The 23,646-nt window shown below is 65.9% G+C and carries 23 protein-coding genes; 4 read left to right on the top strand and 19 right to left on the bottom strand.

All coding sequences use genetic code 11. The annotated features are described in order from the left end of the window. Positions 1–23: 23 nt before the first annotated feature. The 12 genes from G579_RS15270 to G579_RS15255 all read right to left on the bottom strand — a co-directional run bounded on the left by G579_RS15270 (position 24) and on the right by G579_RS15255 (position 11,406). Positions 24–1,730: a complex I subunit 5 family protein gene (locus tag G579_RS15270; RefSeq protein ID WP_038017611.1), complete on the bottom strand. Its 1,707-nt coding sequence runs from the start codon at positions 1,728–1,730 to the stop codon at positions 24–26. Next, a complete protein-coding gene (locus tag G579_RS0101810) occupies positions 1,718–3,220 on the bottom strand; it encodes a complex I subunit 5 family protein (protein WP_028988824.1) in 1,503 nt (500 codons plus the stop codon). Before G579_RS0101810 ends, G579_RS15270 begins: the two co-directional genes overlap by 13 nt. Next, entirely contained in the window at positions 3,217–4,719 is a 1,503-nt protein-coding gene (locus G579_RS0101805; protein WP_211218630.1) for a complex I subunit 5 family protein, read from the bottom strand. The genes G579_RS0101810 and G579_RS0101805 overlap by 4 nt, the downstream gene beginning before the upstream one ends. Beyond that, positions 4,716–5,024 (bottom strand): sodium:proton antiporter, encoded by a 309-nt coding sequence (locus G579_RS0101800; RefSeq protein WP_028988822.1) that lies wholly within the window; start codon positions 5,022–5,024, stop codon positions 4,716–4,718. The genes G579_RS0101805 and G579_RS0101800 overlap by 4 nt, the downstream gene beginning before the upstream one ends. Continuing rightward, positions 5,021–5,977 carry a hydrogen gas-evolving membrane-bound hydrogenase subunit E gene (gene mbhE, locus G579_RS15265; protein WP_051180712.1) on the bottom strand — a complete coding sequence of 319 codons (957 nt, stop codon included), beginning with the start codon at positions 5,975–5,977 and terminating at the stop codon, positions 5,021–5,023. The genes G579_RS0101800 and mbhE overlap by 4 nt, the downstream gene beginning before the upstream one ends. Next, a complete protein-coding gene (mnhG, locus tag G579_RS0101790; protein WP_028988821.1) occupies positions 5,974–6,282 on the bottom strand; it encodes a monovalent cation/H(+) antiporter subunit G in 309 nt (102 codons plus the stop codon). The genes mbhE and mnhG overlap by 4 nt, the downstream gene beginning before the upstream one ends. Then, positions 6,272–6,556, bottom strand: coding sequence for a monovalent cation/H+ antiporter complex subunit F (locus tag G579_RS0101785; protein ID WP_028988820.1), 285 nt, complete (start codon positions 6,554–6,556; stop codon positions 6,272–6,274). Before G579_RS0101785 ends, mnhG begins: the two co-directional genes overlap by 11 nt. Further along, on the bottom strand, positions 6,549–7,085 hold the full coding sequence (locus G579_RS0101780) for a Na+/H+ antiporter subunit E (RefSeq protein WP_028988819.1): 537 nt from the start codon (positions 7,083–7,085) through the stop codon (positions 6,549–6,551). Before G579_RS0101780 ends, G579_RS0101785 begins: the two co-directional genes overlap by 8 nt. Before the next feature lie 206 nt (positions 7,086–7,291). Beyond that, entirely contained in the window at positions 7,292–7,858 is a 567-nt protein-coding gene (gene dcd, locus G579_RS0101775; RefSeq protein ID WP_028988818.1) for a dCTP deaminase, read from the bottom strand. An 87-nt stretch (positions 7,859–7,945) separates the two neighbouring features. Then, positions 7,946–9,037 (bottom strand): iron-sulfur cluster carrier protein ApbC, encoded by a 1,092-nt coding sequence (gene apbC / locus G579_RS0101770; RefSeq protein ID WP_028988817.1) that lies wholly within the window; start codon positions 9,035–9,037, stop codon positions 7,946–7,948. A gap of 143 nt (positions 9,038–9,180) precedes the next feature. Next, on the bottom strand, positions 9,181–10,095 hold the full coding sequence (locus G579_RS15260; RefSeq protein ID WP_051180710.1) for a YihY/virulence factor BrkB family protein: 915 nt from the start codon (positions 10,093–10,095) through the stop codon (positions 9,181–9,183). Between the two features lie 30 nt (positions 10,096–10,125). Next, positions 10,126–11,406, bottom strand: a complete 1,281-nt coding sequence (locus tag G579_RS15255) for a glycosyltransferase (RefSeq protein ID WP_162142952.1) — start codon at positions 11,404–11,406, stop codon at positions 10,126–10,128. A gap of 727 nt (positions 11,407–12,133) precedes the next feature. Between G579_RS15255 and G579_RS0101755 the strand changes: the two genes are divergently transcribed. After that, positions 12,134–12,514 carry a hypothetical protein gene (locus G579_RS0101755; protein WP_028988816.1) on the top strand — a complete coding sequence of 127 codons (381 nt, stop codon included), beginning with the start codon at positions 12,134–12,136 and terminating at the stop codon, positions 12,512–12,514. A 390-nt stretch (positions 12,515–12,904) separates the two neighbouring features. Continuing rightward, on the top strand, positions 12,905–14,215 hold the full coding sequence (locus tag G579_RS15250; protein ID WP_051180708.1) for an SAM-dependent methyltransferase: 1,311 nt from the start codon (positions 12,905–12,907) through the stop codon (positions 14,213–14,215). A gap of 39 nt (positions 14,216–14,254) precedes the next feature. Here the strand turns inward: G579_RS15250 and G579_RS19315 are convergent, their stop codons facing one another. The 5 genes from G579_RS19315 to G579_RS18030 all read right to left on the bottom strand — a co-directional run bounded on the left by G579_RS19315 (position 14,255) and on the right by G579_RS18030 (position 19,371). Next, positions 14,255–14,404 (bottom strand): DUF421 domain-containing protein, encoded by a 150-nt coding sequence (locus G579_RS19315; RefSeq protein WP_230973768.1) that lies wholly within the window; start codon positions 14,402–14,404, stop codon positions 14,255–14,257. Further along, on the bottom strand, positions 14,401–14,733 hold the full coding sequence (locus G579_RS19310; protein WP_211218629.1) for a hypothetical protein: 333 nt from the start codon (positions 14,731–14,733) through the stop codon (positions 14,401–14,403). The genes G579_RS19315 and G579_RS19310 overlap by 4 nt, the downstream gene beginning before the upstream one ends. A 564-nt stretch (positions 14,734–15,297) precedes the next feature. Beyond that, a complete protein-coding gene (locus tag G579_RS18035) occupies positions 15,298–15,699 on the bottom strand; it encodes a DUF3135 domain-containing protein (RefSeq protein ID WP_051180707.1) in 402 nt (133 codons plus the stop codon). A gap of 168 nt (positions 15,700–15,867) precedes the next feature. Then, entirely contained in the window at positions 15,868–16,326 is a 459-nt protein-coding gene (locus G579_RS0101720) for a response regulator (RefSeq protein ID WP_028988813.1), read from the bottom strand. Positions 16,327–16,338: 12 nt separating this feature from the next. Beyond that, positions 16,339–19,371, bottom strand: a complete 3,033-nt coding sequence (locus G579_RS18030; protein WP_051180706.1) for a PAS domain S-box protein — start codon at positions 19,369–19,371, stop codon at positions 16,339–16,341. Between the two features lie 346 nt (positions 19,372–19,717). Here G579_RS18030 and G579_RS15230 point away from each other — a divergent pair, with 346 nt between their 5' ends. Together G579_RS15230 and G579_RS0101705 are read left to right on the top strand one after the other, a co-directional pair. Beyond that, complete coding sequence (locus G579_RS15230; protein ID WP_038017607.1) at positions 19,718–20,251, top strand: DUF1003 domain-containing protein; 534 nt, start codon at positions 19,718–19,720, stop codon at positions 20,249–20,251. A 51-nt stretch (positions 20,252–20,302) separates the two neighbouring features. Next, complete coding sequence (locus G579_RS0101705; RefSeq protein ID WP_028988812.1) at positions 20,303–20,848, top strand: DNA-3-methyladenine glycosylase; 546 nt, start codon at positions 20,303–20,305, stop codon at positions 20,846–20,848. Positions 20,849–21,263: 415 nt separating this feature from the next. On the opposite strand, the gene G579_RS0101700 is transcribed toward G579_RS0101705, so the two are convergent. Then, a complete protein-coding gene (locus tag G579_RS0101700; protein ID WP_028988811.1) occupies positions 21,264–21,455 on the bottom strand; it encodes a CstA-like transporter-associated (seleno)protein in 192 nt (63 codons plus the stop codon). A gap of 13 nt (positions 21,456–21,468) precedes the next feature. Continuing rightward, a complete protein-coding gene (locus tag G579_RS0101695) occupies positions 21,469–23,553 on the bottom strand; it encodes a carbon starvation CstA family protein (RefSeq protein WP_028988810.1) in 2,085 nt (694 codons plus the stop codon). Positions 23,554–23,646: the final 93 nt, after the last annotated feature.

Genomic DNA, 23,646 nt, shown 5'->3' with positions numbered 1-23,646 from the left:
AGCCGCACCGGAAATCCTTTCCCTCAGGGATCAGGAAGAGCGAGCAACAACGCTGCCGTGATGGCGAGGAACAGCAAACCGGCAACGAACCACTGGCGCAACCGGGCCTCCAGCCGCAACCAGCGGTCGTGGCCAGCCAGCCCTGCCGGCAACGCACGCGGCCAGAAGGACGCGGGCCGCCGCTCAGCCAGTGCCGCCCAAGCCGCGACCAGGGACCGGCCGCCGCGCTCGACCGGCAACAGGATATCCCCAGCCGGGATCCGCACCGGCATGCGTGTGCCCGTCCTCCCGGCCAGCGCAGCCGCTCCCCCACCGATCAACGCACCCAACCCTACCGGCCAGAAAGCCGACCAAAGCTTGGCTGGATCGAGCGAGGCCACGGCCAACGAGGGCCAAAGCACCGGAGCCGCGGCGACGGCGGCCAGCGAGATGCCCCATGGCATGCTCAAGCCCTTCTCCAGGTTTGTTCTGCCGGATGGGTGGGCCCGGAAGAGAAACAAAAAACGCACCATCAGCAGCGTGGTGCCCACCGCCGTCAGGGACAGCAGCAGTTCGAGCCAGCCGATCCAGGACACGGGCCAAGCGGCCGCCGCCTGCTTCAGGGCCAGCTTGGCAATGGCGCCGCTGGTCAGCGGCATACCGGCCAGGGCAAGGGCCGGCAGCAGCAGACCGACACTCAGCAGACGACGCCGGTCCGGGCCGCCGTTCGCGGCGGCGAGCCCGACGCCGAGAAAGAGAGCGCCCTTGGCCAGGGCATGATGGACGACATAGACGAGCACGGCCGCCAGGGCGAGCGGCCAGGCGGCCGGCGCCGCCAGGCCGATGCCGACGGGCACGGTCATGAGTCCCATCTGGCTGATGCTGGAATAAGCCAGCAGGCTCTTCGGCTCGGTCTGGGTCAGCCCGACCATCACACCATAAAAAGCGGCCGCCAGGCCTGCGGTCAGGTACAGCAGCCCCAATTCGGGCTGCGCCTCCTGTCCCAGAGGGAGAAAGCGCAGCCAACCGAGCAGGCCAGCATTGATCAGGGCGCCGCTCGACACCACGGCGGCCGCTATGGGCGCATGACGATAGACGAGCGGCATCCAGACGTGCAGCGGCAAACTGCCTGCCTTGATCCCGAAGCCCAGAAAGAGCAGAGCGAAGGCCGCCTCGCCGGCAGGCACAGCGACTGCCGGCAAATCCAGCGTCCCGGCACGTCGGGCAAGCAGCGTGAAACCAGCATAGAGCAGCGCCTCGCCGATGATGGCCAAGCTGATGTAGACGCGCCCGGCGCGTCGCGCGCCGGGCGTGCCGTCGTGAATGATCAAAGCATAGAATGCCAAGCTCATCAGGGTGAAAAACAGATAAAAACTCGCCAGATCCTGCACCACGATGATGCCCAGATTGCCGCTCGCCGTCAGCAGATAGAAAAAGAAAAAGCGACTGCGGCGCGGGTCCATTGCCAAGGAGCGCTGTGCGTATATGCCGGCGACAAGCCATGAGAAGGCGCTGACGCCCAGGAAAACCCGGCCGACGGGATCGAGTCCCAAGCGCGCGCCCAGGAGCAGCCACGGCACTTGCAGCACCGTGCCATCGGCGAACGGCATGGCCGCCAGCATGCCCGGCAGCACGGTCCACGGCGCCAGGCGCAGGAACACCGAACGCCAAGAGCGGCAGACGAGAGCCAGCGCCCACGCCAGCGGCAAGCCGGGCACCAGAATCAGCAGCAGAACCATTATGGCGTCCATGAGACGTACTCGCGGTCGGCGATCAGGCGGGACCACGCCAGCGGACTGAGGGGCAGGTTGGCCAGGAGTCCTGCGCCCAGCACCAAGAATGCCGTCACCAGCGGTGGCAACAGCAGCATCCAACGCGTCTCCCATTGGCCGGCATTGGCCGCGGGCCAGGGCTGTGCCGCCTCCCGGAACCAGGCGGCGTACAGGATGGGCAGAAAATAGGCGGCATTGAGCAAGGTGCTGACGGCCAGCACGCCGACCACCCAGGGCTGGTCGGCCACGAGTCCGCCTACACCGAGATACCACTTGCTGATGAATCCCGCCAACGGCGGCACGCCGATCATGCCCAGCGCGCCCAGCGTGAACGCCCCCATGGTCCAGGGCATGCGCCACGCCACGCCGTTCATTTCGCTGACCCGGTGGATGCCGAGCGTCTCCGCCAGGTTGCCCGCGCAAAAAAAGAGGGTGATCTTCATCAATCCCTGGTGCACCAGATGCACCACCCCACCGATGGTGGCGACCGGACCGAAGATGGCCGTGCCCAGCGTGATGTAAGACACTTGGCTTACCGTGGAGTAAGCCAGCCGGCGCTTCAGATCATCCTGCCCGAGGGCGCGCAGGGAGCCGTACACGATGGTCGCGGCCGCCAGTGCCGCCAACGGGCCGAGCACGCCGAGCTGCTCGGCGAACTGCACCCCGTACACGTCATAGACGACCCGAACGATGCCGAAAGCTCCGGCCTTCACCACCGCCACCGCGTGCAGCAGGGCGCTCACCGGCGCCGGCGCCACCATGGCCATTGGCAGCCAACCGTGCAGCGGCACGAGCGCCGCTTTGACGCCCAAACCCGCGATCAGCAGGGCGAAAATCACGATCAGCGTGGCACGGCGGGCATCTCCCAGGCCGGCAAGCACGCCGCCAGCAGTGAAGTCCAGGGGGCCCGCCAGCACCTGCAGCCACACCACACCCACCAGCAGCAGCGCGCCACCGCCGAGCGTGTAGGCCAGATAAATCCGCCCGGCCCGCAGAGCGGCCTCCGTGCCGCGGTGCACCACCAACGGATAAGTGGCAAGGGTGAGGGCCTCGTAAAAAAGCAGAAAGGTGATCAGATTGCCGGACAGAGCAATGCCCACGGTGGCACTGACGCAGAGACTGAAAAAGCCGAAAAAGCGGCTGCGGTGGGGGGAGCCCTCCAGATAGCCGATGGCATAGAGGGTGGTGAGAAACCAGAGCAGCGCGGACAGGTTGGCGAAGAGCACCGACAAGGTGTCGGCACGCAGCACCAGATCCCAGCCGGGCACCAGGGTCCAGCGTGTTTCGTAGGCGTGGCCATGGAATACGCCCCAGGTCATGACCGCCATCAGGAACAGTTTCAGCACCGCACCGCTCATGTTGAGTGCCGTGCGCAGGGCATGGCTTTCCTCCCGCAGAATGAAGATGGCCAAGCCCGGCACCAGGGAGCTCAGAACGATCAGCAAGGGCAGCCAAGCATCCCAGTTCATGGCGCCCCCGTGGTAAGCACCGGACCGGCCACGGGCGCGCCCACGGCCAGCAGCGCGAGGGGCGGCGACGCCGCCAAACCCAAGAGGATCGCCAGTATCGACAGCGACAGAGCCGCCCACTCCATGCCCGCCGCCACCGGCCGGCAACCGGGGTCGGCCGCGGCCGGCCGAAAGGCGCTGACGGCCACCCGAAAGATATAAGCGGCGGCCAGCAAGCCGCCCAGCACGATCACGGCGGCCCACCACCACTGGCCGCCGGCCAGGGCGGCGTTGAGCAGCAACCACTTGGCCACGAAGCCGCCGCTCGGCGGCAGTCCCATCAAGCTGACGCCGGCCAGGCCGAAAGCAAAGAGCGTCACCGGCAGATGCTGGCTCAGCCCGGGCAGTTCCGCGATGCGGTCGTGTCCCGCCGACTGCGCGATGTTCCCGGCCGTGAGGAAAAGCGCGGCCTTGGCGCAGGCGTGGGCGAGCGCCAGATAGACCGCTCCGCTCCAGGCCGTGAAGGCGGCCCCGCCTTGGGCCAGGGGAAAGGCAAGGAAGAGATAGCCCAGTTGCGCCACGGTCGAGTACGCCACCAGGAGCTTGAGGCGGGTGGCGAGGAACGCCTGCAGCGAGCCCCAGAGCACGGCCGCCGCCCCCAGCGCACCCAGCATCTGGTAAGCCAGCGGGGTCGCGAGGGGGGCGAAGACATCGAACCAGAGCCGCAAGAGCAGATAAAAGGACGCCTTCACCACCAGCGCCGAGAGCAAGGCGCTGACCGGCGTGGGCGCGTTGGCATGGGCCGGCGGCAGCCAGAAATGCAGGGGAAAGAGCGCCGTCTTCAGCAGCAGGCCCGCCGTCATCAGCGCCATGGCGGTCCAGGCCGCCGGCCCCGCCGCCACGGCGGCCCGCAAGGCCGCCAAATCGAGGGTGGCATAGCTTGCGTAAAGCAGGGCCACGCCCAGCAGATACGCCAGGGAGCCCAGCAACCCCACCAGCAGATAGCGCATGGCGGCGCCAACAGCCGCCGCGCCGCCGGCCAGGGCCACCAGCGCCATGGCCGACAGACCGAGCAGCTCCAGGGTCACGTAGAGGTTGAAGGCGTCGGCGGAGAGGTACAGCGCATTGAGCGCCGTCCACAGCAGCAACCACAGCGGCCAGAACCAGGTTCCAGCGGGCGCGGCATCGGCACGCGTGCCGCCGAAGTAAGGCACCGCATAAAGGCTCACCACCGCGCCCACCACCGCGGTCATGGCCAGCATGAGGGCGCTGAGTCCATCCGCATACAGCTCGATGCCCAGCGGCGCGCCCCAGCCGCCCACCGCGTAGCGCTGCGCTCCCTGCTGGACTACCTGCCAGACCAGTCCCGCCACGGCGAGCAGCGTAGCCAGCCCCGCGCCCACGCCCCAAGCCGCGGCACGGCGCTGATCGATGAAGCTCAGCAACGCCGCGATGAAGGGCAACAGCACGGTCCAAGCCGCCCAGGGCCAGCCAGCCAGGATATCGGCCGGACCGTTCACGTTTCCTCGTCCTCGGGCAGCGTCATCCAGCCGGTCAGACGGTGGATGCGCAACGCCAGCGCCAGAGCCACTGCCGTCCCACTGACGGCTACCACGATGCCAGTCAGCACCAAGGCGTGCGGCACTGGATCGGGACCACCCGCCGGGTTGCGGTCGGCCAGCCCGACCAGCACCAGAAAGACGCCGCTGCCCATGACGTTCACGGCCAGTATCTTGCGTAAGAGATGGGCATGGGCAACGAGCGCATGAGTGCCGATGACGAAAAGCGCTATCCCGAGCAGAGCGTAGAGCTGCGCCGCCGTCATCTCAGCGCCCCCCGGTCGGACGCGCGTCCGCCCGTTGCCGGCGGCCGCCCGCCGGCGAAGAGCGCCGCCAGCGTCAGGCCGATGGACAAGGTGGCGGCCGCCTCCACCCCCAGGATCAGCAGGCCGGCCCAGCTCCCGGGATATTCGAGCAGGCGCCCGCCCAGCGCCATGACACCAAGTGCCACCGCCAGGAACACCATCAGTCCAAGCGCGAGGCCCAGACGCAACACCCAAGCGCCGGCCAGGCGCGGCAACGCCACATGGGCCAGAAACAGCAGTACGGCGGCACCGCCCAGCACCGCACCGCCCTGGAAGGCGCCGCCGGGCGCATGACCGCCAACCCAGAGCAGGTAACCCGCCACCAGCACCATGACGGGCAGCAGCAGTCTGGCTATCGCCCGCAGTACCGGGCTGGGCGGCGCGGCCAATTGCCGGGGCGCCGCTTTCCCCAAGGACCACACCCCCAGCACCGCCAATAGCAGGACCGCCAATTCCAGCAAGGTGTCATAAGCCCGGAAATTCAGCAGCACCGCGGTCACCGGATTCTCCACGCCGCTGTCGGGCAGCGCGGCCAGGACGTGCCGGGTGAGGCCAACCGAGTACAAAGGCAGTGTCCACACCGCCCAGGCGAGCCCCAGCAGCAGCACGCCGCTCAAGCTCATGAGCAAGACCCTGCCCGCGCGCATGCTGCGGACCATTGCCGGGCCTTCCTCATCATCGCCGCGCATGCGCCCCAGGGCCGCGAGAAACAAGGCACCTGTCAGGCCGGCGCCGATGGCGGCCTCGGCCAGCGCCACATCGGGCGCCCGCAGCCGTACCCAGGCCAGCGACATGAGCAGTCCAAAGGCGATGAAGAGGACCACCGCCTTGAAAAGATCCCGCGCCGCCAGCATGCGCCAGGCCAGCCAAAGCAGGTTCAGAACCAGCAAGACATCAAAAGCCCAGAGGCTCATGGCCGCTCCGCTCGCCAGGGTGCCAGGCCCCGGTGCAGCGCGGTGCGCGCCACCAGGTGGCTGGCCGTGGCGCTGGCCACCAGCACCAAGAGCCAGATCAGCAGCAACTTCATGACGGCGAGCCACGAATCGGCCTGCAGCGCCAGCCCTGCCACCACCAGTCCCAGGCCCAGATTGTCGGCCTTGGTCAAGGCGTGCAGGCGGGTGTAGACATCGGGGAAGCGCAGCAGGCCCACGGTGCCGGCCAGAAAGAACGGCATGCCGAGCAGCACCAGTGCCCCGCCGACCCAGTCGCTAATGGTCACCCTTGCCTCCTTTCGCAGCCGGGGGCTGCCAGACCCGGCGCACGAAGGCGATGGCAGCCAGTGCCGCCAGCAGGGCGAAGACCAGGGCCACGTCCTGCAGCGCGGACATATGCAGACCGTGGGCCAGCAGGAGCAGGATGGTCACCCCGGTGGTGCCGAAAAGCTGCGCCGCCAGCATGCGGTCCGCCGGCGTCGGCCCGCGCAGGATACGGCCCAGGCCGGCAGTGATGCTCAGCAGCAGCAAGACGGCAAGCGCGCCGTAGAACTCAGTCACGTCCGCCCTCCTGCGCCGGGAGCGGCAGGCCGAAGACATCGGCGACCCGAGCTTCCAGCTCCCGCAACGCCGTCGCAAAAGGCAATCGGCTGTCCAGCACGTGCAACGTCAAGCTGCGGCTATCCAACTCGGCGCTCAGGCTACCCGGCAACAGGCTGACGATGTTGGCCAGAAAGATGCGCTCCGGACCGGCCGGCAGACGCCAGCGGTAGTGCACGATACCGGGATGCAGCGGCATGCTTGGATGGAGGGCTCGCCATGCCACATCCACGCCGCCGCGCACCGAATGGATGGCGAAATAGCTCAGGAAACGGAACAGCGCCGGCAAGCGCCAGCGCCGGACCACGGGCTTGGACAAGGCCAGGCTCAGGAGGTAGGCGGCGGCGATGGTCGGCACGCCCACCGCCCAAGCGGCGGCCGCACCGCCGCTCAGCACCCACCACAGCAAGGTGAGAAAGGCAAGGCGCGGCAGGCCGGGCCCAAGCCGCGACCACAACCGTCGGGGATGTCCGCCAGTGTTCGGGGGCATGGCTCACCTGTCTTCGGAAGCAACGATGCTTGTGCGGAGTGGACAACGCGCGGCCGATCGCCGGCAACGTCTTCAGTATGGCAAAGGTGGGACGGTGACCTGGAAAGACGAAAGTCAGATGCGCGCAGGCAGCAGCACGAGGCCGGCGGCACCAAAGGATGGGTCGGGCGAATGGGTCCGGCCGGGCCGGCCAGCCGCCGGGATGATCAGGTACGCGGCAAAGTGACGCCGTGCTGCCCCTGATACTTGCCGCCACGATCCTTGTAGGAGACCTCGCACTCCTCGTCGGACTCCAGGAACAAGACCTGGGCCACGCCCTCGTTGGCGTAGACCTTGGCAGGCAACGGGGTGGTGTTGCTGAACTCCAGAGTCACGTAGCCCTCCCACTCCGGCTCGAAGGGGGTGACGTTGACGATGATGCCGCAGCGGGCATAAGTGGACTTGCCCAGGCAGATGGTCAGCACACTGCGCGGAATGCGGAAGTACTCCACCGTGCGCGCCAGGGCGAAGGAGTTGGGCGGGATGATGCAGACGTCGCCCTTGAAGTCCACGAAGGAGTCTTCGGAAAACTGCTTCGGGTCCACGATGGCGCTGCGCACGTTGGTGAAGATCTTGAATTCGTCGGCGCAGCGGATGTCGTAGCCGTAGGACGACAGGCCGTAGGAAACGATGGGGTTGCCGTCCACGCTCTTGATCTGGCGCGGCTCGAAGGGGTCGATCATGCCGTGCTGCTCCGCCATGCGGCGGATCCACTTGTCCGACTTCAGGGCCATACGGCCGTCCTCCCGGGCGACATAAAAAACGACTGAGGCCGTTGCCCACCAGCCTCAGTGCTCTGGTTCAGACCCTCGGCGCGGGGCTTACTTGTTCTGGATGACAATATTGGGGAACTTGTGGCTGAAGTCCACCGCCTGGGCGGCCAGCTTCGCCGCCACATGACGCGCCAGCTCCATGTACAGCTCGGCCAGGCGGGAGTCAGGCTCGGCCACCACGGTAGGCTTGCCGCCGTCCGCCTCGTTGCGGATGCGCCGGTCCAGCGGAATGGCCGCCAGAAAGTCCACGTCGTACTGTTCCGCCATGCGCTCGCCGCCGCCGTGGCTGAAGATGTCGTCCTCGTTGCCGCACTTGGGGCAGATGTAGAAGCTCATGTTCTCGACGATGCCGAGGATGGGGATGCCCACCTTTTCGAACATCTTCAAGCCCTTGCGGGCGTCCAGCAGGGCGATGTCCTGGGGCGTGGTGACGATGACCGCGCCGGTGACCGGGATCTTCTGCGCCAGGGTCAACTGCGTGTCGCCGGTGCCGGGCGGCAGGTCGATGACCAGGTAATCCAGCTCGCCCCAGCGGGTGTCGTTGAGCAGCTGCTCCAAGGCCTGGGTGACCATGGGGCCACGCCAGACCATGGCAGTCTCCTCCTCGATGAGGAAGCCGATGGACATGGCCTTGACGCCGTAGTTCTCCATGGGCTCGATGCTCTTGCCGTCCTTGGAGGTGGGCTTGCCGCTGATGCCCAGCATGCGCGGCTGGCTCGGACCATAGATGTCCGCGTCCAGGATGCCCACCCGGGCACCGTCGCGGGCCAGGGCCAGAGCCAGGTTGACGGCGGTGGTGGACTTGCCGACGCCGCCCTTGCCGGAAGCCACGGCGATGATGTTCTTGATGCCGGCCAACAGCTTGACGCCGCGTTGCGCCTGATGGGCCTTGATGTTGTGGCCAACGTTCACGGTCACCTGCTCCACGCCCTTGATGGCCTGCACGCGCCGGCTGACCTCGGCGGCAAACTTGTCCTTCACCCCAGCGGACGGATACGGCAGTTCGATGTCGACCTGCACGCGGCCGCCGTCGACCTGGATTTTCTTGACCTCGTTGGCGCCGACCAGGTCCTTCCCCAGGTAAGGATCCTGGACCTCCTTCAAGGCGGTCTGAACCTGCAACTCCGAGATGTTGCTCATCGCTTCCTCCAAAGTCCGTAGCCGGTTTTGCCTGTGAAGGCAACGCGGATTGGCATGAGATATTACTCGGATTTGACGCGTCGGGGAATACGACGCCGATTGTCATGCAGCTTTGGCCCGTGAACGCATCTGCGGGCCAGGAATCACTCCGACGTCCTGTCTTCCGATGTCTTGTCTTTTTCCCGGGCGGCATCCGCCGCCTTGTCGATCTGGGCATTGATTTCGCCGCCGATCAGGATGACCATGCCGGTCAGCTGCAGCCACAGCATGAGCACGATGGCCGCTCCGAGACTGCCGTAGGCAGTGGAGTAATGACCGAAGTTCTGCACGTAGAGGGAAAAGCCGATGGAAACGATGATCCACAGGATGACCGCCACCAGCGAGCCGGGGGTGATCCATTTCCAGTCGTTGTCGGCTGCGGGCGCGAAATAGTAGATCAGGGCGACCATCAGCAGGGCGAGGATGAACTGCGCCAGCCAGCGCGAGACGTTCCAGACCAGCTCCCACAGCGAGCCCGGCGGTATGTGCTGGTTCAGCCAATCGCCGATCACCGGCCCAACGGTGATGAGCAGCAGATTGAACAGCAGAATGGCGCCGGCCGTGAGAAGAAGAAAGAGCGCAGTGGCTCGCTGCATGAAAAAATTGCGGTCTTCCTCGATCTCGTAGGCGTGGTTCAGGGCGCGCATGATAGCCATGATGCCGCGGGAAGCGGCCCATAAGGACAGCAGGATACCGAAGGAAATGAGCCCAGGATTCCGGTTGCCCAACACCTCGTGCACCGTGCCCCGCAGCAGCTGCACGGCCTCCGGCGGCGCGAAGCGCGCCAGCAGATCCAACACCTGGGCCGGCGTGATGTCCAGGTAAGCGCCTAGGCTGGCAAACACGATGAACATGGGAAAGAGGGAGAGCAAAAAGGAAAAAGCCAGGAAAGTGGCCCACACTGGGACGTTGTGCTCGTTGTAGTTCTTCCAGACCCGCTTGCCGAGTTCCACCACCGACAGGCCGCCGAGTTTCCAGGGGTCATGGGCTTGCTTGCTACGCTCGCTGGCAGGTGCCATAGATCGTGGATTCTCCGCCTTGGCTCAAGATCACCGTCGCAACCTGCCCGCGGGCTCCGTGGCGGGCGCCAGGCCGGATGGCGGGCAGGTACCGGCTGTCCCTTCCCAAGCAATCCCCGGCCCCTGCCCGGCCTGCGCGCACATCGCTGCGGCCAGCTTGGTGCCCAGGGCGGTGTAAAGCCGCTGCTGCACCTGCTGGACCACGGCGTGCCAACTGGCGGCTTGCGCCCGCGCCAGTCCGGCAGCCAAGCGTTCCGGATCGGGCCGTTGCAGCGCTTCGCGCGCCAAGTGCACAAACTCGGCGTGGCCGTGCGCCACCTGCACGACGGGGGCGAACTCGTGGATCACCTCTGACAGCGCGGTGGAAATCACCGGCTTGCCGGCGGCCAGGTACTCCAGCGCCTCGACGGGATTGAGATGTTCGGTTGCCGCAGTGAGCGCATAAGGCATCAGACACACGTCGAAGGCTTTTATATAAGCCGGCAGTTCGTCGTAGCCCCGCGGCCCCAGCCAGTACAGATTTTCCAGCTGCGGCAGCATCGCCGGCTCCACCCCGACCAGCGGACCGATCATGACCACGGACCAGTCCGGCCGCGCCTGCGCCAAGCGCTGCAGCAGGTCATAATCCAGCCGCGCGTCGATGATGCCGCAGTATCCCAGTATGGACCCGCGGATGAAATCGATGTCGGCGGGCAGCGCCGTGTCCGGCACGCGAGCGGCGTGAAAGTGCGCCGCGTCCACGCCGCAGCCGCAGTAATGCGTGTTCGGGTGCTGCTGCGCTTTGGCCCGATGCAGCTGATGCCCGCTGGTGAGCACCACATCCGCCGCCCGCAACAGATGGGCCTCCCGCTGCGCCCATTCCGCTGGGCCGGCATCGAGGCGCGACAGGTCGGCCGTGCAGTCGTACACCACCCCGACCTCGTTGAAGCGACCCAGCATCACCGGCGCCGGCTGCGGCGTGCAGAACCACTGCACGCAACGTCTTCCCCGTCCCGCCGCGGCCCAGAAATTCTGCAGCAGGGCACGCACCCGCAGCCGGGTCGCGTCTCGCGCATGTCGACAGTGCGCGGGCAGTTGCGGCGTTACGCGCAGGACATTGGGATGGACTTCGCTCAAATCCAAGCACCCGGACGTACCAGCCGCCGCAAAACCAGGCTCCTCCACGAACAGCACGGGGTGTCGCTTTGCCAGCCGCGCGAGGATCTGTTGCGAGCGTCGCTCCCCCAAGTCCCAGCGCCAGTGGCTGTGTACCAGCAGCGTGAAATCCGGGCCAAGCGAGCGTACGCCGTCGTACCTACCCGGATTATCCATCTCGCCTCCCAACAATGTCACTGCGATAAATATCGAAGAGGCCGGACAGCCGACTGTACTGCGGCAAGCCATCACCACGCCTACCCTGTCCGACACCCCTGCTCCCGAACACCGGAAACTGGAGCTGGAGCGCTTGCCGAACCTCACGCAACAATTGATGCCTTCCTGCAACCGCAGGAAATGCAGTATTCCTCAATGGCCGAATACTGCGCATCCGCATTCAAGAATGGTTTTGGCGAGACGGCTTCACCGCCGGCAAAAGGCGGGCGCAAAGTTGGAATTTTTGGCTGTTTGCTAATCTAAAGGTAAGTCATGTTTTCCGAATCTGACCTACGTCGGAGAAATTCATCGCGCGACAGCGGCTTGGTGTGTCCATGCCGATGCAGACATGTGCCGCCCCCGCGGATTGGGAGCATTGCTCCGTGCCGGGCCCGGCTTGAGCCGGCGTCCGGCATCCCTGGGCGTCAAACCGCGCACGCGCACACCTGTGATCATGCGTGCCTCTCATGCTTTTCATATGAATTGCGCGAATTGCTCCACGCGCTAATTCGATGTGCCCTGCCATGTAAAAAACCGGATTCGACAAGAGCCGTTTTCTCATGATGCGCAATGCAAAAATACTGTCTGCTCGTAAGGCAAACGTGGCGCATTTCAAAATTTGTGCTTATACTTGGCATTCGAAATCCAGGTAGTGAATAATTAATTCAAAAGACAAGGAGATCACGTCATGACGACGGAAGGCACCAAGCGTGTTCGCAAATCCAAGGAAGAGCGATTGGCGGAATTGGCCGAGAAAAAACGGCAAATCGAATTGCGTGCAAAACAGCAGCTTGACGCCATGGAAGCCAAGATCCGACGCCTGCAGCAGAGCTCCCAGGCAAACCGCGCGGCTGAAAAGGAGCGCAAGGCGCTGATGAAGCAAATTTTCCAGTTGGTACCGGATTGGGAACCCATTCAGGTGCTGGGCGCGGTGGCCCGCATGAAGCAGGAAGCCGAGTCCAATCCCCACGTATCGGAGCAGCTGAAAACCGAGGGGCAAACCCAGCAGCAGCAACTGCAGAGCCGGCGTGGGCGCCGGGGGCGCAGACCGGCGAGCAGCACACTCTGATCCGTTCCACTCCTACTCGACGTATTTCGGCAGGCCAGGCGCGAGCCCCAGCACACGGGCGCCACGCAGAAGAGCGCAGCAGCTTTGCGTGCAAGCGCAGGCGGCGCCGGCCTGCACTTGCCGAACCGCACACCCTGATCCTGCCCTTTTCGCCCTGCCCCGCCCGCCGCTCCCATGACCTGACCAAAGCTGGATACAATGAAGGTCCTATTGGGAAGCCCACGGGCGCCATTCATAATACTTGTTCATTGCCGCGCCCTGCGCTGAAACGCTGTCTCGCGCGGCTCACACGGACTGTCGCCTACAATCACTGATCCTGTCGACGCGCGGTCCGGACGTACCCGGACCGGAGCCGAAAAGTGTTTGTCTCTCAAAAGGAGGGGCTGCTTTATGCGTTACGAGGCTCGCCTGCTGTCGCAGCTCAGCAAACGCTGGCACTCGAGGCAGCTGCCGCTGCGCATCTGCTTCTGGGACGGCCACATGGCCGACCTGGGGCCCCAGCCCTGCGTCCAGGTGCGCCTCAAAGCGCCCCAGGCCGTGCGCCACTTTCTGTCTCCCAACCTGGACCGCCTTGGCTGCGCCTACGTGGAAGGCGAGATCGACATCGAGGGCCCGCTGCCAGCCGTCATGTCCATCGCGGAGCAGCTGAGCGGCGACACGCCGCGCCGGCGCTCCAGCACCATGCTCAAGTACTTCGTCAGACGCCATACCCGCCAGCGCGATGCCCGGGCCATTCAATATCATTACGATGTTTCCAACGATTTCTACGCGCTGTGGCTGGATCGCAACATGGTGTACTCCTGCGCGTACTTCAAAACGGGCGAAGAGGACATCCACCGCGCCCAGGAGCAGAAGCTGGACCACATCTGCCGCAAGCTGCGGCTCAGGCCCGGCGAGCAGTTTCTGGACATCGGCTGCGGCTGGGGCGGGCTGATCCGCTGGGCGGCCAAGCACTACGGCGTCAAGGCGGTCGGCGTGACCCTCAGCCGGCAGCAATATGCGTACGCCAGGGCGCGGGTGGAGACGGAAGGATTGGCCGGACAGGTGGAAGTGCGTTTGCAGGATTACCGCGATATTCCTGGCGAGAACGTCTTCGACAAGGTCGCTTCAGTGGGCATGTTCGAGCACGTGGGCCTGAAGAATCTGCCCGTGTATTTCCACAGCATTCAGCGCCTGCTCAAGGAAGGCGGCCTGGTGCTGAATCACGGCATCACGACCCGCGACCCGGCCCAGCAGGACGGCGGCCCGAATACGGACAGCTTCATCCACCAGTACGTCTTCCCCGACGGCGAATTGCCGCACGTGAGTCGCGCCGCCCTGGAGATGGAGCAGCAGCATCTGGAGGTGCAGGATGTGGAATGCCTGCGCCCCCACTACGCGCAAACGCTGATGCATTGGGTCACGCGGCTGGAAGCGCAGCGGGAGCAGGCCATTGCCATGGTGGGCGAGAAGCGCTATCGGATCTGGCGGATCTACATGGCCGGTTGCGCACACGCGTTCGAGCGTGGCTGGGTATCCATCCATCAACTGCTGGCTTCCAAGCAGACGCAGCCGGGACTGGCTCCCTGCCCCTGGACGCGGGAGTACCAGTACGGATCGGCACCGGCGGACGGCGCGCAATTGGCACAGCCGCGCTGGCCGGACGGCAGCGTGGCGCCGCGCCATCGGGAAGCCATTCAGCCAGAGCAGCTCGCCGGCTGACAACGCACGGTATTGCAGCGGGGCCGGGCCAAGCCGGCCCTACTCCCCGCCCGACCCCCGTTTCGGCACGATCGAAATCCCGCCGCTGCGCTCCAGCACCGCGTATTTGATTTGATCCATGCGTTCGAGGCCCTGGAGCTCGCGCGCCGCCGTCAGGATGTCCTCCTCGTCCACGCGCGCGTTGCTCATGCGCTCCCGAAGCGGGTGCCCGTCTTCGACGAGGACCAGGGGGCCCCCTCCAGCAGCTTGTCAAAAAAAGGCCAGCGCTGCTTGAGCAGCGACAGGCCGATGTCCAGACCCACCATGGTCACAATCACCACGAACGCATTGGTGATGGAAAAATCCTCGCCCAGGAGCGCTTGCCGGCAATGCGGAAAATCAGCCACACGAACAGATAAATGGCGACGCCGCGGAATACCGATTCCATGGAACGACCCTTTTTGTGGGCTATGCCGCTTGCTATGGGTAGATGAATTGGCTGAAGCGAAGCGCTTGCCCATTGTCCAGGGCCAGTTCACCTTTCAGCAATCCCGGGCGCTCAGGCTTCAGGTGAAGCTTCACTGCCATAGGCCCTTGCGCATCCCGCAGCGCGAAGACGAAAGCCAAGCGGCCCGGACTCCATGCGCTCCGGCACCGGCGTCATCCGCTCCCCCCCACGCCCGCCAGATACTCGCTATTCAGCCAAACGCGGACTTGCCCAGCTTGTGCGCTGTAGGGCGCCAAGCGCAGCTCCAAGGTCGTGGGAGCGCTGACGCGGCCGAAGCGGTCGTAGTCCACTTGCGCCGGCGACGGCGTTCCCGGCATGCCGCACTGGCACGGCTCCAGGGGCCACCTGAACCCAGCAGGCCCAGCAGCGCCGCCAGCACCGCCAACGCCATCAGCACCCAGCCGGCACGCTGCACCATCCAGGCGCGATGCTGGAACTCGAGATCCTGCATCAGTGCCAAGTCGCCTACGCGCTGCGCCTCTCTCACTATCCCTCCTTGGCTCAAGCCGCCATGGCACCACGGAACGGCGATGCCACGCCCGGACGGAGAATTACCAAGCCTGCGGGAATCGGCCCCCGCAGCGCACGAGCAGATCTAATGCTCGCCCAAACGGGCGTCCGGATCGGGTGTGATCTTCGGGTAAGGCAGAATGCGCGCGGATTGAGCCGGCGACGGCCGGCTTGGCACCGCTTCTGCCCCGCCCAGGACGGCCAGCAGGGACTTGAGCACCGGCTGGAGCCCGCGCGGGCCGAGCAGGGAATCCCACATCAGGTCGGCAACGCGCAGGCAGGCCGCCATCGGCGTGCGCGCCCGCGTCCGCTCCATGTCGATGCGGAACTGCAGGCCGCGCAGGCGCCGGTGGTGCTTGGGCGGTGCGCTTTGAATGGCGGCCTCGATCCATTCCTGGCGGCGCCGCTCGAAGCCCGCCGGATCAGTGCTGGCCAAATCGAGCCACTCGTCGAAATCGAACAGCGGACCATCGCGCATGGAACCCATGAGAATCTCCTCTGTCGGACAGCGTGGCAAAGGCGGCAAGCGCACGCTGACGGTGGGATTCAGACAGGTTCTATGTTTCTCTTCCTGGCAGATCTTTGGAATCGGTCCAAGGGCTTAGCAGGGAAAGCGCGCTCCGGCACGACGGGCCGGAGCGGACGGAACGGCAAGCTACTTGCCGCTCCGCTGCTCGTAGGGCGGCGGGGGCTCGTTGAGGACGAGCCAGTAGAGGCCGAGTTGGCGGACGGCTTCCATGAATTGGGCGAAGTCCACCGGCTTGCGGATGTAGCTGTTGGCGCCCAGGCTGTAGCTCTCGATCAGATCCCGCTCCTCGTTGGAGGTGGTCAGCACCACCACCGGCAGCAGCCGCGTGCGCTCATGGGCGCGCAGCCGCTTGAGCACCTCCAGCCCGGTCATCTTCGGCAGCTTCAGATCCAACAGCACCACCTGCGGCAGCAGCCCGTTCTCCTGCCCGGCATAGGTCCCCGTCCCAAACAAATAGTCCAGCGCCTCCACCCCGTCCCGCACCACGTCCACGGTGTTGGCCAGATTGCTCTTCTTCAGCGCCCGCAACGTCAGCGCCTCGTCATCCGGATTGTCTTCCACCAATAAGATCAGCTTGTTCTGCATGGGTTGATGGCCTTATCTCAAGGTGAAGTAGAAGGTGGCGCCCTGTTCGATGGCACCCTCGGCCCAGATGCGGCCGCCGTGGCGGTGGATGATGCGCTGCACCGTGGCCAGGCCGATGCCGGTACCCTCGAACTCGGTGGCGCCGTGCAGGCGCTGGAAGGCGCCGAAGAGCTTGTGGGCATAGCTCATGTCGAAGCCGGCGCCGTCGTCGCGCACGAAATAAGTCCGTTTGCCGTCGCGCTGCGTCACGCCGAACTCGATGCGCGCCCGCTCGTGCTTGCTGGTGAATTTCCAGGCGTTGCGCAGCAGATTCTCCAGCACCACCTGCAACAGGCGAGCGTCGCCGCGGGCGGTCACGTTCGGCGCGATGACGAACTCCACCTGCCGTTGCGGCTGGCTGGCGCGCAGCTCTTCGGCAAAGCGCTGGGCAATGGCGCTCAGGTTCACCCGCTCCCGGTGCATCTCGCTGCGCGTGACCCGGGAGAGATTCAGCAGATCGTCGATGAGCTGGCCCATGCGCTGGGTGGCGGCCCGCACCCGCTCGAGATGGCGGATGCCCTCGCCGTCCAGGCGATCGGCATAGTCCTCCAGCAGCGCCTGGCTGAAGCCGTCGATGGCGCGCAGCGGCGCGCGCAAATCGTGCGACACCGAATAGCTGAACGCCTCCAGCTCCCGGTTCACGGCCGTCAGTTCCGCCGTCCGCTCTTCCACCCGCTGCTCCAGCTCCGCATTCAGGCGGCGCACCTCCTCCTCCGCCTGCTTGCGCTCGGTGATGTCCTCGGCGGTGCCCACGGAGCCGATCACCCGGCCGTCCTCGGCCAGCGGCACCACGCTGAAGCTGATCATGCGCTTGCTGCCGTCCTTGCGGGTCAGCTCCACCTCGTAGTTGCGGATCTCTTCCCCGCGCCCGGTGGTGCGGTTGATCTGCTCCTGCACCGCGCCCAGCGTTTCCGGAGAGAAGAGCTTGGCAAAGGGCTGGCCGATGAGCTCGTCGGCGGCATAGCCGCTGATCTCGGAGGCGCGCCGGTTGAGCAGCGTGAAATAGCCCCCCAGATTCAATGCGAAAATGGCGTTCGTTGCGCTTTCCAGCACCTTTTCGCGGAACTCGTTCGCCTTCTTCAGCTCCTCTTCCGCCTGCTTGGTTTGGGTAATATCTTCAATGACAGTTATGAAATACTTCGGTTCTCCGGCCGGCGTACGGACCAGAGACAGGGTCAGATTCACCCAGATCGGCGTGCCGTTTTTCTGGATGTAACGTTTTCTTTTAGTGTAGTGCTGAACCTGGTTGCCCAGAATCCGACCAAGGTGCTCAAGGTCGTCTTCGACATCTTCGGGATAGGTCACGTCCATCCAGCTGCGCTGCAGCAGCTCGCCCCGCTCATAGCCCAGAATCTCGCAGAACCTGTCGTTCACCAGCAGCCACTGCCCGCTGGGCGCCACGTGGGCGATGCCGACCGCCGCCTGGTCGAAGGTGGCGCGGAACTGCTCCTCGCGCTCGCGCAGGGCGTTCTCCGCCTGCTTGCGCTCGGTGATGTCGAGAATGACGCCCTGGTAGTGGGTGACCTGGCCGTCGGCGTCCTGCTCGATGGTGGTGTAATCCTCCACCCAGCGCACCCCGCCGGTGCCGGTGCAGATGCGATAGACCTGGCTGAAGGTGGGGCTGCTCGCCTGCGTCTTCTCGGCCACCTCCGCCTGGATGCGCGCCAGGTCGTCGGGATGAATGATGGCGGCATAACCCAGACCGCCCGACAGAAACTCTTCGGCGCGATAGCCGAAGCGGGCCACGTTGCTGGAGACGTATTCCACCGGCCAGCCGGGCTCCGCCTTCCACTGGAAGATCACCGCCGGACTGTTCTCGATGATCAGCATCGCCTGGCGCAAGGCGTCCTCGGCCTGACGGCGCTCGCTGATGTCCTGCACGATGGCCACGAAGACCGGCGGCTTTTCGGCCGTCGACAGGTGCAGCCGGACCTCCACGGGATAACGGCTGCCGTCCTTGCGCCGATGCTCGCTCTCGAAGAGGACCTGATTTTGCCTGCCGCTGTGCAGGGGTTCGGCGAGGGCTTCGAACTCCGCCAGGGTCATGGGCTTCAGGTCCAGGACGGTCTTGCGCGCCATCTCGGCGGCGGAGTAGCCCAGATTGCGCAGGGCGCCCCGGTTGACCTGGATGAAGCGCAGCGAGGCGGCATCGAAGACGTAGATCTCGTTGACCGAGTCATCCAGAATGCGGCCCAGGCGGCTGGACAGATCCTCCGCCCGCTTCAGCTCCGTGATGTCCTCGAAGGCCATCAGCACGGCCTCCGGATGGCCGTACATGGCCGGCAGGTTGCTGGTGCGCGTGATGTACGAGCGCAGCCCGGCGGAGGTGCGCCACTGCAGGCGGAAGATATTGGCGTACTCGCCCCGCGCGGCGCGCACGCAGAGCATCTGGTCGTCCGCGGTTTCCAGGGGGGCATCCTCGGCGCCGGCGGCGGGCTGGAGCGCCGCGGCGCCGCTCGGCGCGACGGCCTCGGTGAGCTCCTTGGCCGCCGTGTTGGCAAACAGCACCTGCCCGGAATTCGGCTCGGTCAGGAGCAGCGGCGTGGGCATGCGGTCGAGCACGGTCTCCAGCCACTTCTGCTGGCGCTGGGTTTCGCGCACCCGCAGCTCCGCCCGCCCGCGGGCGATCTGCTCGCGCACGGCGGTCCGGGCGCGGCGCTTCAGAAAAGCCACCATGGGCACCACCAGCAGGATGGAAAAGACCAGGATGATCAGGCTTTCGGAATCATGATCGCTGTACTGGAACAACTGGCCCGGCTCGGAAAAGTAGTAGACCACGTAGGCCAGGGCGATGGCCGCGCTGATGAGTCCCGAGCGCAGACCGCCGCTGTAGGCGGCGTATACCACCGCGGTGAGGATGATGGGACTGGGATTGACGATCTGCAGCACGGTCTGGTGCAGCAGCTCGATGGGCAGCAGCAACGCAATGGTGACCAGGATGCCGCCTATGGGAGACCAAAGCTTTTCCCGGGCGGCCTCGTTGCCGCCGCGCTCTTCTGTCGCCATGGACGCTCGCTCGGTTTTCAGCCTTGAGGACATAGTTGTTCGGGGCTAGCCGCCAATCGGCCTGGAAACAAGCATTTTCGCAGCGCGGCCGGCCGGGGGGCAATCCGCCATAATAGCTACAGCCACCAGGGAGGCAGCCCTCCCGTGAGCCGAGCCGGACTGCCGGAAAGCAGAACGGCAGATGCCGCGGGCAGCCCACGGGGACGGCAGGCGTATAGCGGAAGTGCCATTTTCTGGCAAAATTCGATTATAGGGTGTCCTTCAGGCGATGAATAGCAGGAGAACACGGCGCCGGCGGCATCCCGGCGCATTCCGACCGACAGCTTTCACCTTCAGGGGCCATTCCATGAGCAAGCTCGAAGCCAAAGAACCGCTGGAGTTGGGGCAGCTCGTCCAGCGCAACATCCGCACCATTGCCCAGCTCGAAGAAAAAGCTTGGCAAAGCCGGTCGACCACGGACCGCATCGCCGACGCGGTCACCCGCTGGACCGGCAGCATGACCACGGTCATCCTGCACGTGCTCTGGTTCGGGGGATGGGTCGTGGTCAACTCGGGCATGATTCCCTTCCTGCCCCCCTTCGACCCCTTCCCTTTCGAACTGCTGACCACCGTCGTCTCGCTGGAAGCGATCTTTCTGACCATTTTCGTGCTGATCAGCCAAAACCGCGCCAGTCGTCAGGCGGATCGCCGGGCGCATCTGGACCTGCAGATCAACCTGCTCGCCGAACAGGAGTCCACCAAGGCGCTGCAGATGCTGGAAGCCATTTGCGAGCACCTGGGCCTCGAATACACACGCGATGAAGAGACCCGCGAACTGGAGGAAAGCTCCCATCCGGAAGTGCTGGAACGGGCATTGGAAAAACACATCCCGAGTGCCTGAGCTCAGGTCCCCCATGCTGGCGATTCGGATCAAGGCCAAAGGCCGGGCGCCATGAGCGCTTTCGAGCGCGGCTTCTATGCCCGCGATGCCGAAAGCGTAGCGCGCGACCTGCTGGGCAGCGTACTGGTGCACCGTCACGCTGGCGTGGAGCGGCGCGCCCGCATCGTGGAAACGGAAGCCTACGTGGGGGTGCACGATCGCGCCTCCCACGCCGCCCGGGGCCGCACCCCGCGCACCGAGGTGATGTTCGGCCCGCCCGGCCATGCCTACATTTATCTCGTCTACGGCATGCACGAGCTGTTCAATGTCGTGACCGGCGCCGCAGGCGATGCCCAGGCCGTGCTGATCCGCGCCGCCGAACCGCTGGCGCATTGCACGGGACCGCTGAACGGACCGGGGCGCCTGACCCGCGCGCTGGGCATCGACCGCAGCCTCAATCGCGAGGACCTGACCGGCGGCCGGCTCTTCCTGGAACCCGGCCCGTCCCCGGCCCGCATGGTGACCACCACCCGCATCGGCGTGGACTACGCCGGCCCCTGGAAGGAAGCGCCGCTGCGCTTCTACGACGCGGACAGCCGGGCGGTGTCCAAGCGATGAATGCTGAGTCGCCAGGCGGGGCAGATGGGGCTCTGGCCGTCCGGCACTGTCAGCTGCAAACCCATGACATGCCGGAGGAGGGCACGTGGGAGCGGGCTTGCCCGCGATCACCCAAGCCGGCCGGCGGACTATCGCGGGCAAGCCCGCTCCTACGGCCGGCGGCGGCAGCTCAGCCCAGGGGCAATGGCCGGGCGCCCTCACCCGGCCCGCTCCGGGCGGGTGCGGTGCCAAGCGTGGCGGGCCGCACCTTGGCTTGTAGGAGCGAGCTGGCTCGCGATTGCTCGTTAATCGACACGGCTGATCGCGAGCCAGCTCGCTCCTACAGCCGGGGGCGGCAACCTACCCCATCATTAACTGGTACGGTTGATCCGGGTCAGCCCACCACACGTCTCAAAAAGCAGGCTACGCTCCCCGCTCAACAACACCGCCGAATCCCATTCCACTTGCGCTCCTGCTCGGCCTTGAAGAAAGCCTTGCGGCTCAGGGGCCGGCCCTCGTGGGCGTGGCAGGCGTGCCAGTGGACCAGGTAGCGTTCGTAGGCGTCGTCGCCGGTGGCCTGGCGCAAGCCGCGCCAGAAACGGCGCAGGTGGCTCAAGCAAGTGCGCATGCGCATTCTCCTCTCAATCCCGCACCCAGTCCTCCACCAGCCGGCTCGGCTCGTGCGGGCTTTCGCTGATGGGCGGCACCGGCAGCCGGCGCAGGGCGCGGTAGCAGACCCGCAGGGTGTCGAGCACCAGCACCCAGGTGGTGATCAGGAAAAAGGCGGTCAGCACCGCGTCCAGCTTGTCGTTGAAGATGAGCTGCGGCGCCTGGGCCGCCTTGTCCGGCGGCAGCGCGCCCGCAGCCAGCTTCTGCGCCAGGTCGTGGGCATGGGCGATGAAGCCGATGCGCGGCTCGGGGCTGAAGAGCTTCTCCCAGGCGGCGCTGGTGGTCACCACCACCAGCCAGCCCAGCGGCACGGCCGTGACCCAGGCGTAACGGGCGCGGCCCGATTTCACCAGGATGGTGGTGCCCACGCACAGGGCGATGGCGGCCAGCATCTGATTGGAGATGCCGAAGAGCGGCCAGAGGCTGTTGATGCCGCCCAAGGGATCGATGGTGCCCATGTACAGGAAATAGCCCCAGGCCGCCACGATCACGGCGCTGCTCAGCAGCACGCTCGGGTACCAGCTGGTGCGCCCCAGCGGCGGGTAGATGTTGCCGAGCAGGTCCTGCAGCATGAAGCGGCCCACGCGGGTGCCGGCGTCCAGGGTGGTGAGGATGAAGAGCGCCTCGAACATGATGGCGAAGTGGTACCACATGGACAGCAGGCTGGAGCCGAAGGCGGTGGCGAAGATGTTGGCCATGCCCACCGCCAGCGACGGGGCGCCGCCGGTGCGGGCGAAGAGGGTCGCCTCGCCCATCTCGCGGGCCAGCTCCTGCATCTGCGCCACGCTCACCGGGAAGCCCCAGCTCGAAATGGTCGCCACCGCCTGCTCCGCCGTCTGCCCGACCACCCCCGCCGGGCTGTTGATGGCGAAATAGACGCCGGGGTCGAGCACGGTGGCGGCGATCATGGCCATGATGGCAACGAAGGACTCCATCATCATGGCGCCGTAGCCGATGAAGCGGGCGTCCACCTCGTTGGCCAGCAGCTTGGGCGTGGTGCCGGAGGCGATCAGGGCGTGGAAGCCCGAGATCGCGCCGCAGGCGATGGTGATGAAGACGAAGGGAAAGAGCGCGCCGCCGAAGATCGGGCCGGTGCCGTCGACGAATTGGGTCAGGGCCGGCATCTTCACCTCGGGCGCCAGCAGCACGATGGCGATGGCCAGCAGGGTGACGGTGCCGAGCTTCATGAAGGTGGACAGGTAATCGCGCGGGGCGAGCAGCAGCCATACCGGCACCACGGCGGCGACGAAGCCGTAGGCGATGATCATCAGCGCCAGGGCCGGGCCGTCGTAGTCGAACCATTCGCGCAGGCCGGGCTGATGATCGAGCCAGCCGCCGCCCACCACCGCCAGCAGCAGCAGGGCCACGCCGAGCAGCGTGCCTTCCAGCACGCGCCCGGGGCGGATGTTGCGCATGTAGAGACCGACCAGCACGGCGATGGGAATGGTGGCCGCCACCGTGGCCGTGGCCCAGGGGCTGTGCTTCATGGCGTTGACCACCACCAGGCCCAGCACGGCGATGAGGATGACCATGATCATCAGCACGCCGACGAGCGCCGTGACGCCGCCCACCGGGCCCAGCTCGTCGCGCGCCATCTGGCCCAGGGAGCGGCCGTCGCGGCGGGTGGAGAAGAAGAGCGTGACGAAGTCCTGCACGCAGCCGCCCAGCACGGCGCCGAAAAGGATCCACAGGGTGCCCGGCAGGTAGCCGAATTGGGCGGCCAGGGTCGGGCCGATCAGCGGGCCGGGGCCGGCGATGGCGGCGAAGTGGTGGCCGAAGACCACCCACTTGTTGGTGGGCACGAAGTCGCGGCCGTCGTTGAAGCGCTCCGCCGGCGTGGCGCGCGTGGCGTCCAGCGCCAGGACCTTGGCGGCGATGAAGGCGCTGTAGAAGCGGTAGGCGATGGCGTAGACGCAGACGGCGGCGACGATGAACCAGAGGGCGTTGATCTGCTCGCCCCGATGCAGGGCGATGCCGCCCACCGCGCCCGCCCCCAGCACGGCCACCGCGCCCCAGCCGAGCACGGCGCCCAGCCTCATCCTGTTTTCGCTTTGCATGTCTCCCCTCTTGTCTTGTCCCCGGCGCGGCGGCCTTTTTGAGGCCTATTCATAATGCTTTTTCCGGGGATCTGCAAATCGGCGTACCGCCAG

It is taken from the genome of Thermithiobacillus tepidarius DSM 3134 (genome assembly GCF_000423825.1).
Taxonomy (GTDB): Bacteria; Pseudomonadota; Gammaproteobacteria; order Acidithiobacillales; family Thermithiobacillaceae; genus Thermithiobacillus; species Thermithiobacillus tepidarius.
The sequence above is the reverse complement of the archived record's forward strand: the minus strand, read 5'-3'. Positions and strand labels throughout refer to the sequence as shown.

Bases quoted from the DNA above. Each gene is read 5' to 3' on its own strand.
- G579_RS15270 (WP_038017611.1), bottom strand. From the start codon at position 1,730: ATGGACGCCATAATGGTTCTGCTGCTGATTCTGGTGCCCGGCTTGCCG.
- G579_RS0101810 (WP_028988824.1), bottom strand. From the start codon at position 3,220: ATGAACTGGGATGCTTGGCTGCCCTTGCTGATCGTTCTGAGCTCCCTG.
- G579_RS0101800 (WP_028988822.1), bottom strand. From the start codon at position 5,024: ATGACGGCGGCGCAGCTCTACGCTCTGCTCGGGATAGCGCTTTTCGTC.
- mbhE (WP_051180712.1), bottom strand. From the start codon at position 5,977: ATGAGCCTCTGGGCTTTTGATGTCTTGCTGGTTCTGAACCTGCTTTGG.
- G579_RS0101780 (WP_028988819.1), bottom strand. From the start codon at position 7,085: ATGCCCCCGAACACTGGCGGACATCCCCGACGGTTGTGGTCGCGGCTT.
- dcd (WP_028988818.1), bottom strand. From the start codon at position 7,858: ATGGCCCTGAAGTCGGACAAGTGGATCCGCCGCATGGCGGAGCAGCAC.
- apbC (WP_028988817.1), bottom strand. From the start codon at position 9,037: ATGAGCAACATCTCGGAGTTGCAGGTTCAGACCGCCTTGAAGGAGGTC.
- G579_RS15260 (WP_051180710.1), bottom strand. From the start codon at position 10,095: ATGGCACCTGCCAGCGAGCGTAGCAAGCAAGCCCATGACCCCTGGAAA.
- G579_RS15255 (WP_162142952.1), bottom strand. From the start codon at position 11,406: ATGGATAATCCGGGTAGGTACGACGGCGTACGCTCGCTTGGCCCGGAT.
- G579_RS0101755 (WP_028988816.1), top strand. From the start codon at position 12,134: ATGACGACGGAAGGCACCAAGCGTGTTCGCAAATCCAAGGAAGAGCGA.
- G579_RS15250 (WP_051180708.1), top strand. From the start codon at position 12,905: ATGCGTTACGAGGCTCGCCTGCTGTCGCAGCTCAGCAAACGCTGGCAC.
- G579_RS19315 (WP_230973768.1), bottom strand. From the start codon at position 14,404: ATGAGCAACGCGCGCGTGGACGAGGAGGACATCCTGACGGCGGCGCGC.
- G579_RS18035 (WP_051180707.1), bottom strand. From the start codon at position 15,699: ATGGGTTCCATGCGCGATGGTCCGCTGTTCGATTTCGACGAGTGGCTC.
- G579_RS0101720 (WP_028988813.1), bottom strand. From the start codon at position 16,326: ATGCAGAACAAGCTGATCTTATTGGTGGAAGACAATCCGGATGACGAG.
- G579_RS18030 (WP_051180706.1), bottom strand. From the start codon at position 19,371: ATGGCGACAGAAGAGCGCGGCGGCAACGAGGCCGCCCGGGAAAAGCTT.
- G579_RS15230 (WP_038017607.1), top strand. From the start codon at position 19,718: ATGAGCAAGCTCGAAGCCAAAGAACCGCTGGAGTTGGGGCAGCTCGTC.
- G579_RS0101705 (WP_028988812.1), top strand. From the start codon at position 20,303: ATGAGCGCTTTCGAGCGCGGCTTCTATGCCCGCGATGCCGAAAGCGTA.
- G579_RS0101700 (WP_028988811.1), bottom strand. From the start codon at position 21,455: ATGCGCACTTGCTTGAGCCACCTGCGCCGTTTCTGGCGCGGCTTGCGC.
- G579_RS0101695 (WP_028988810.1), bottom strand. From the start codon at position 23,553: ATGCAAAGCGAAAACAGGATGAGGCTGGGCGCCGTGCTCGGCTGGGGC.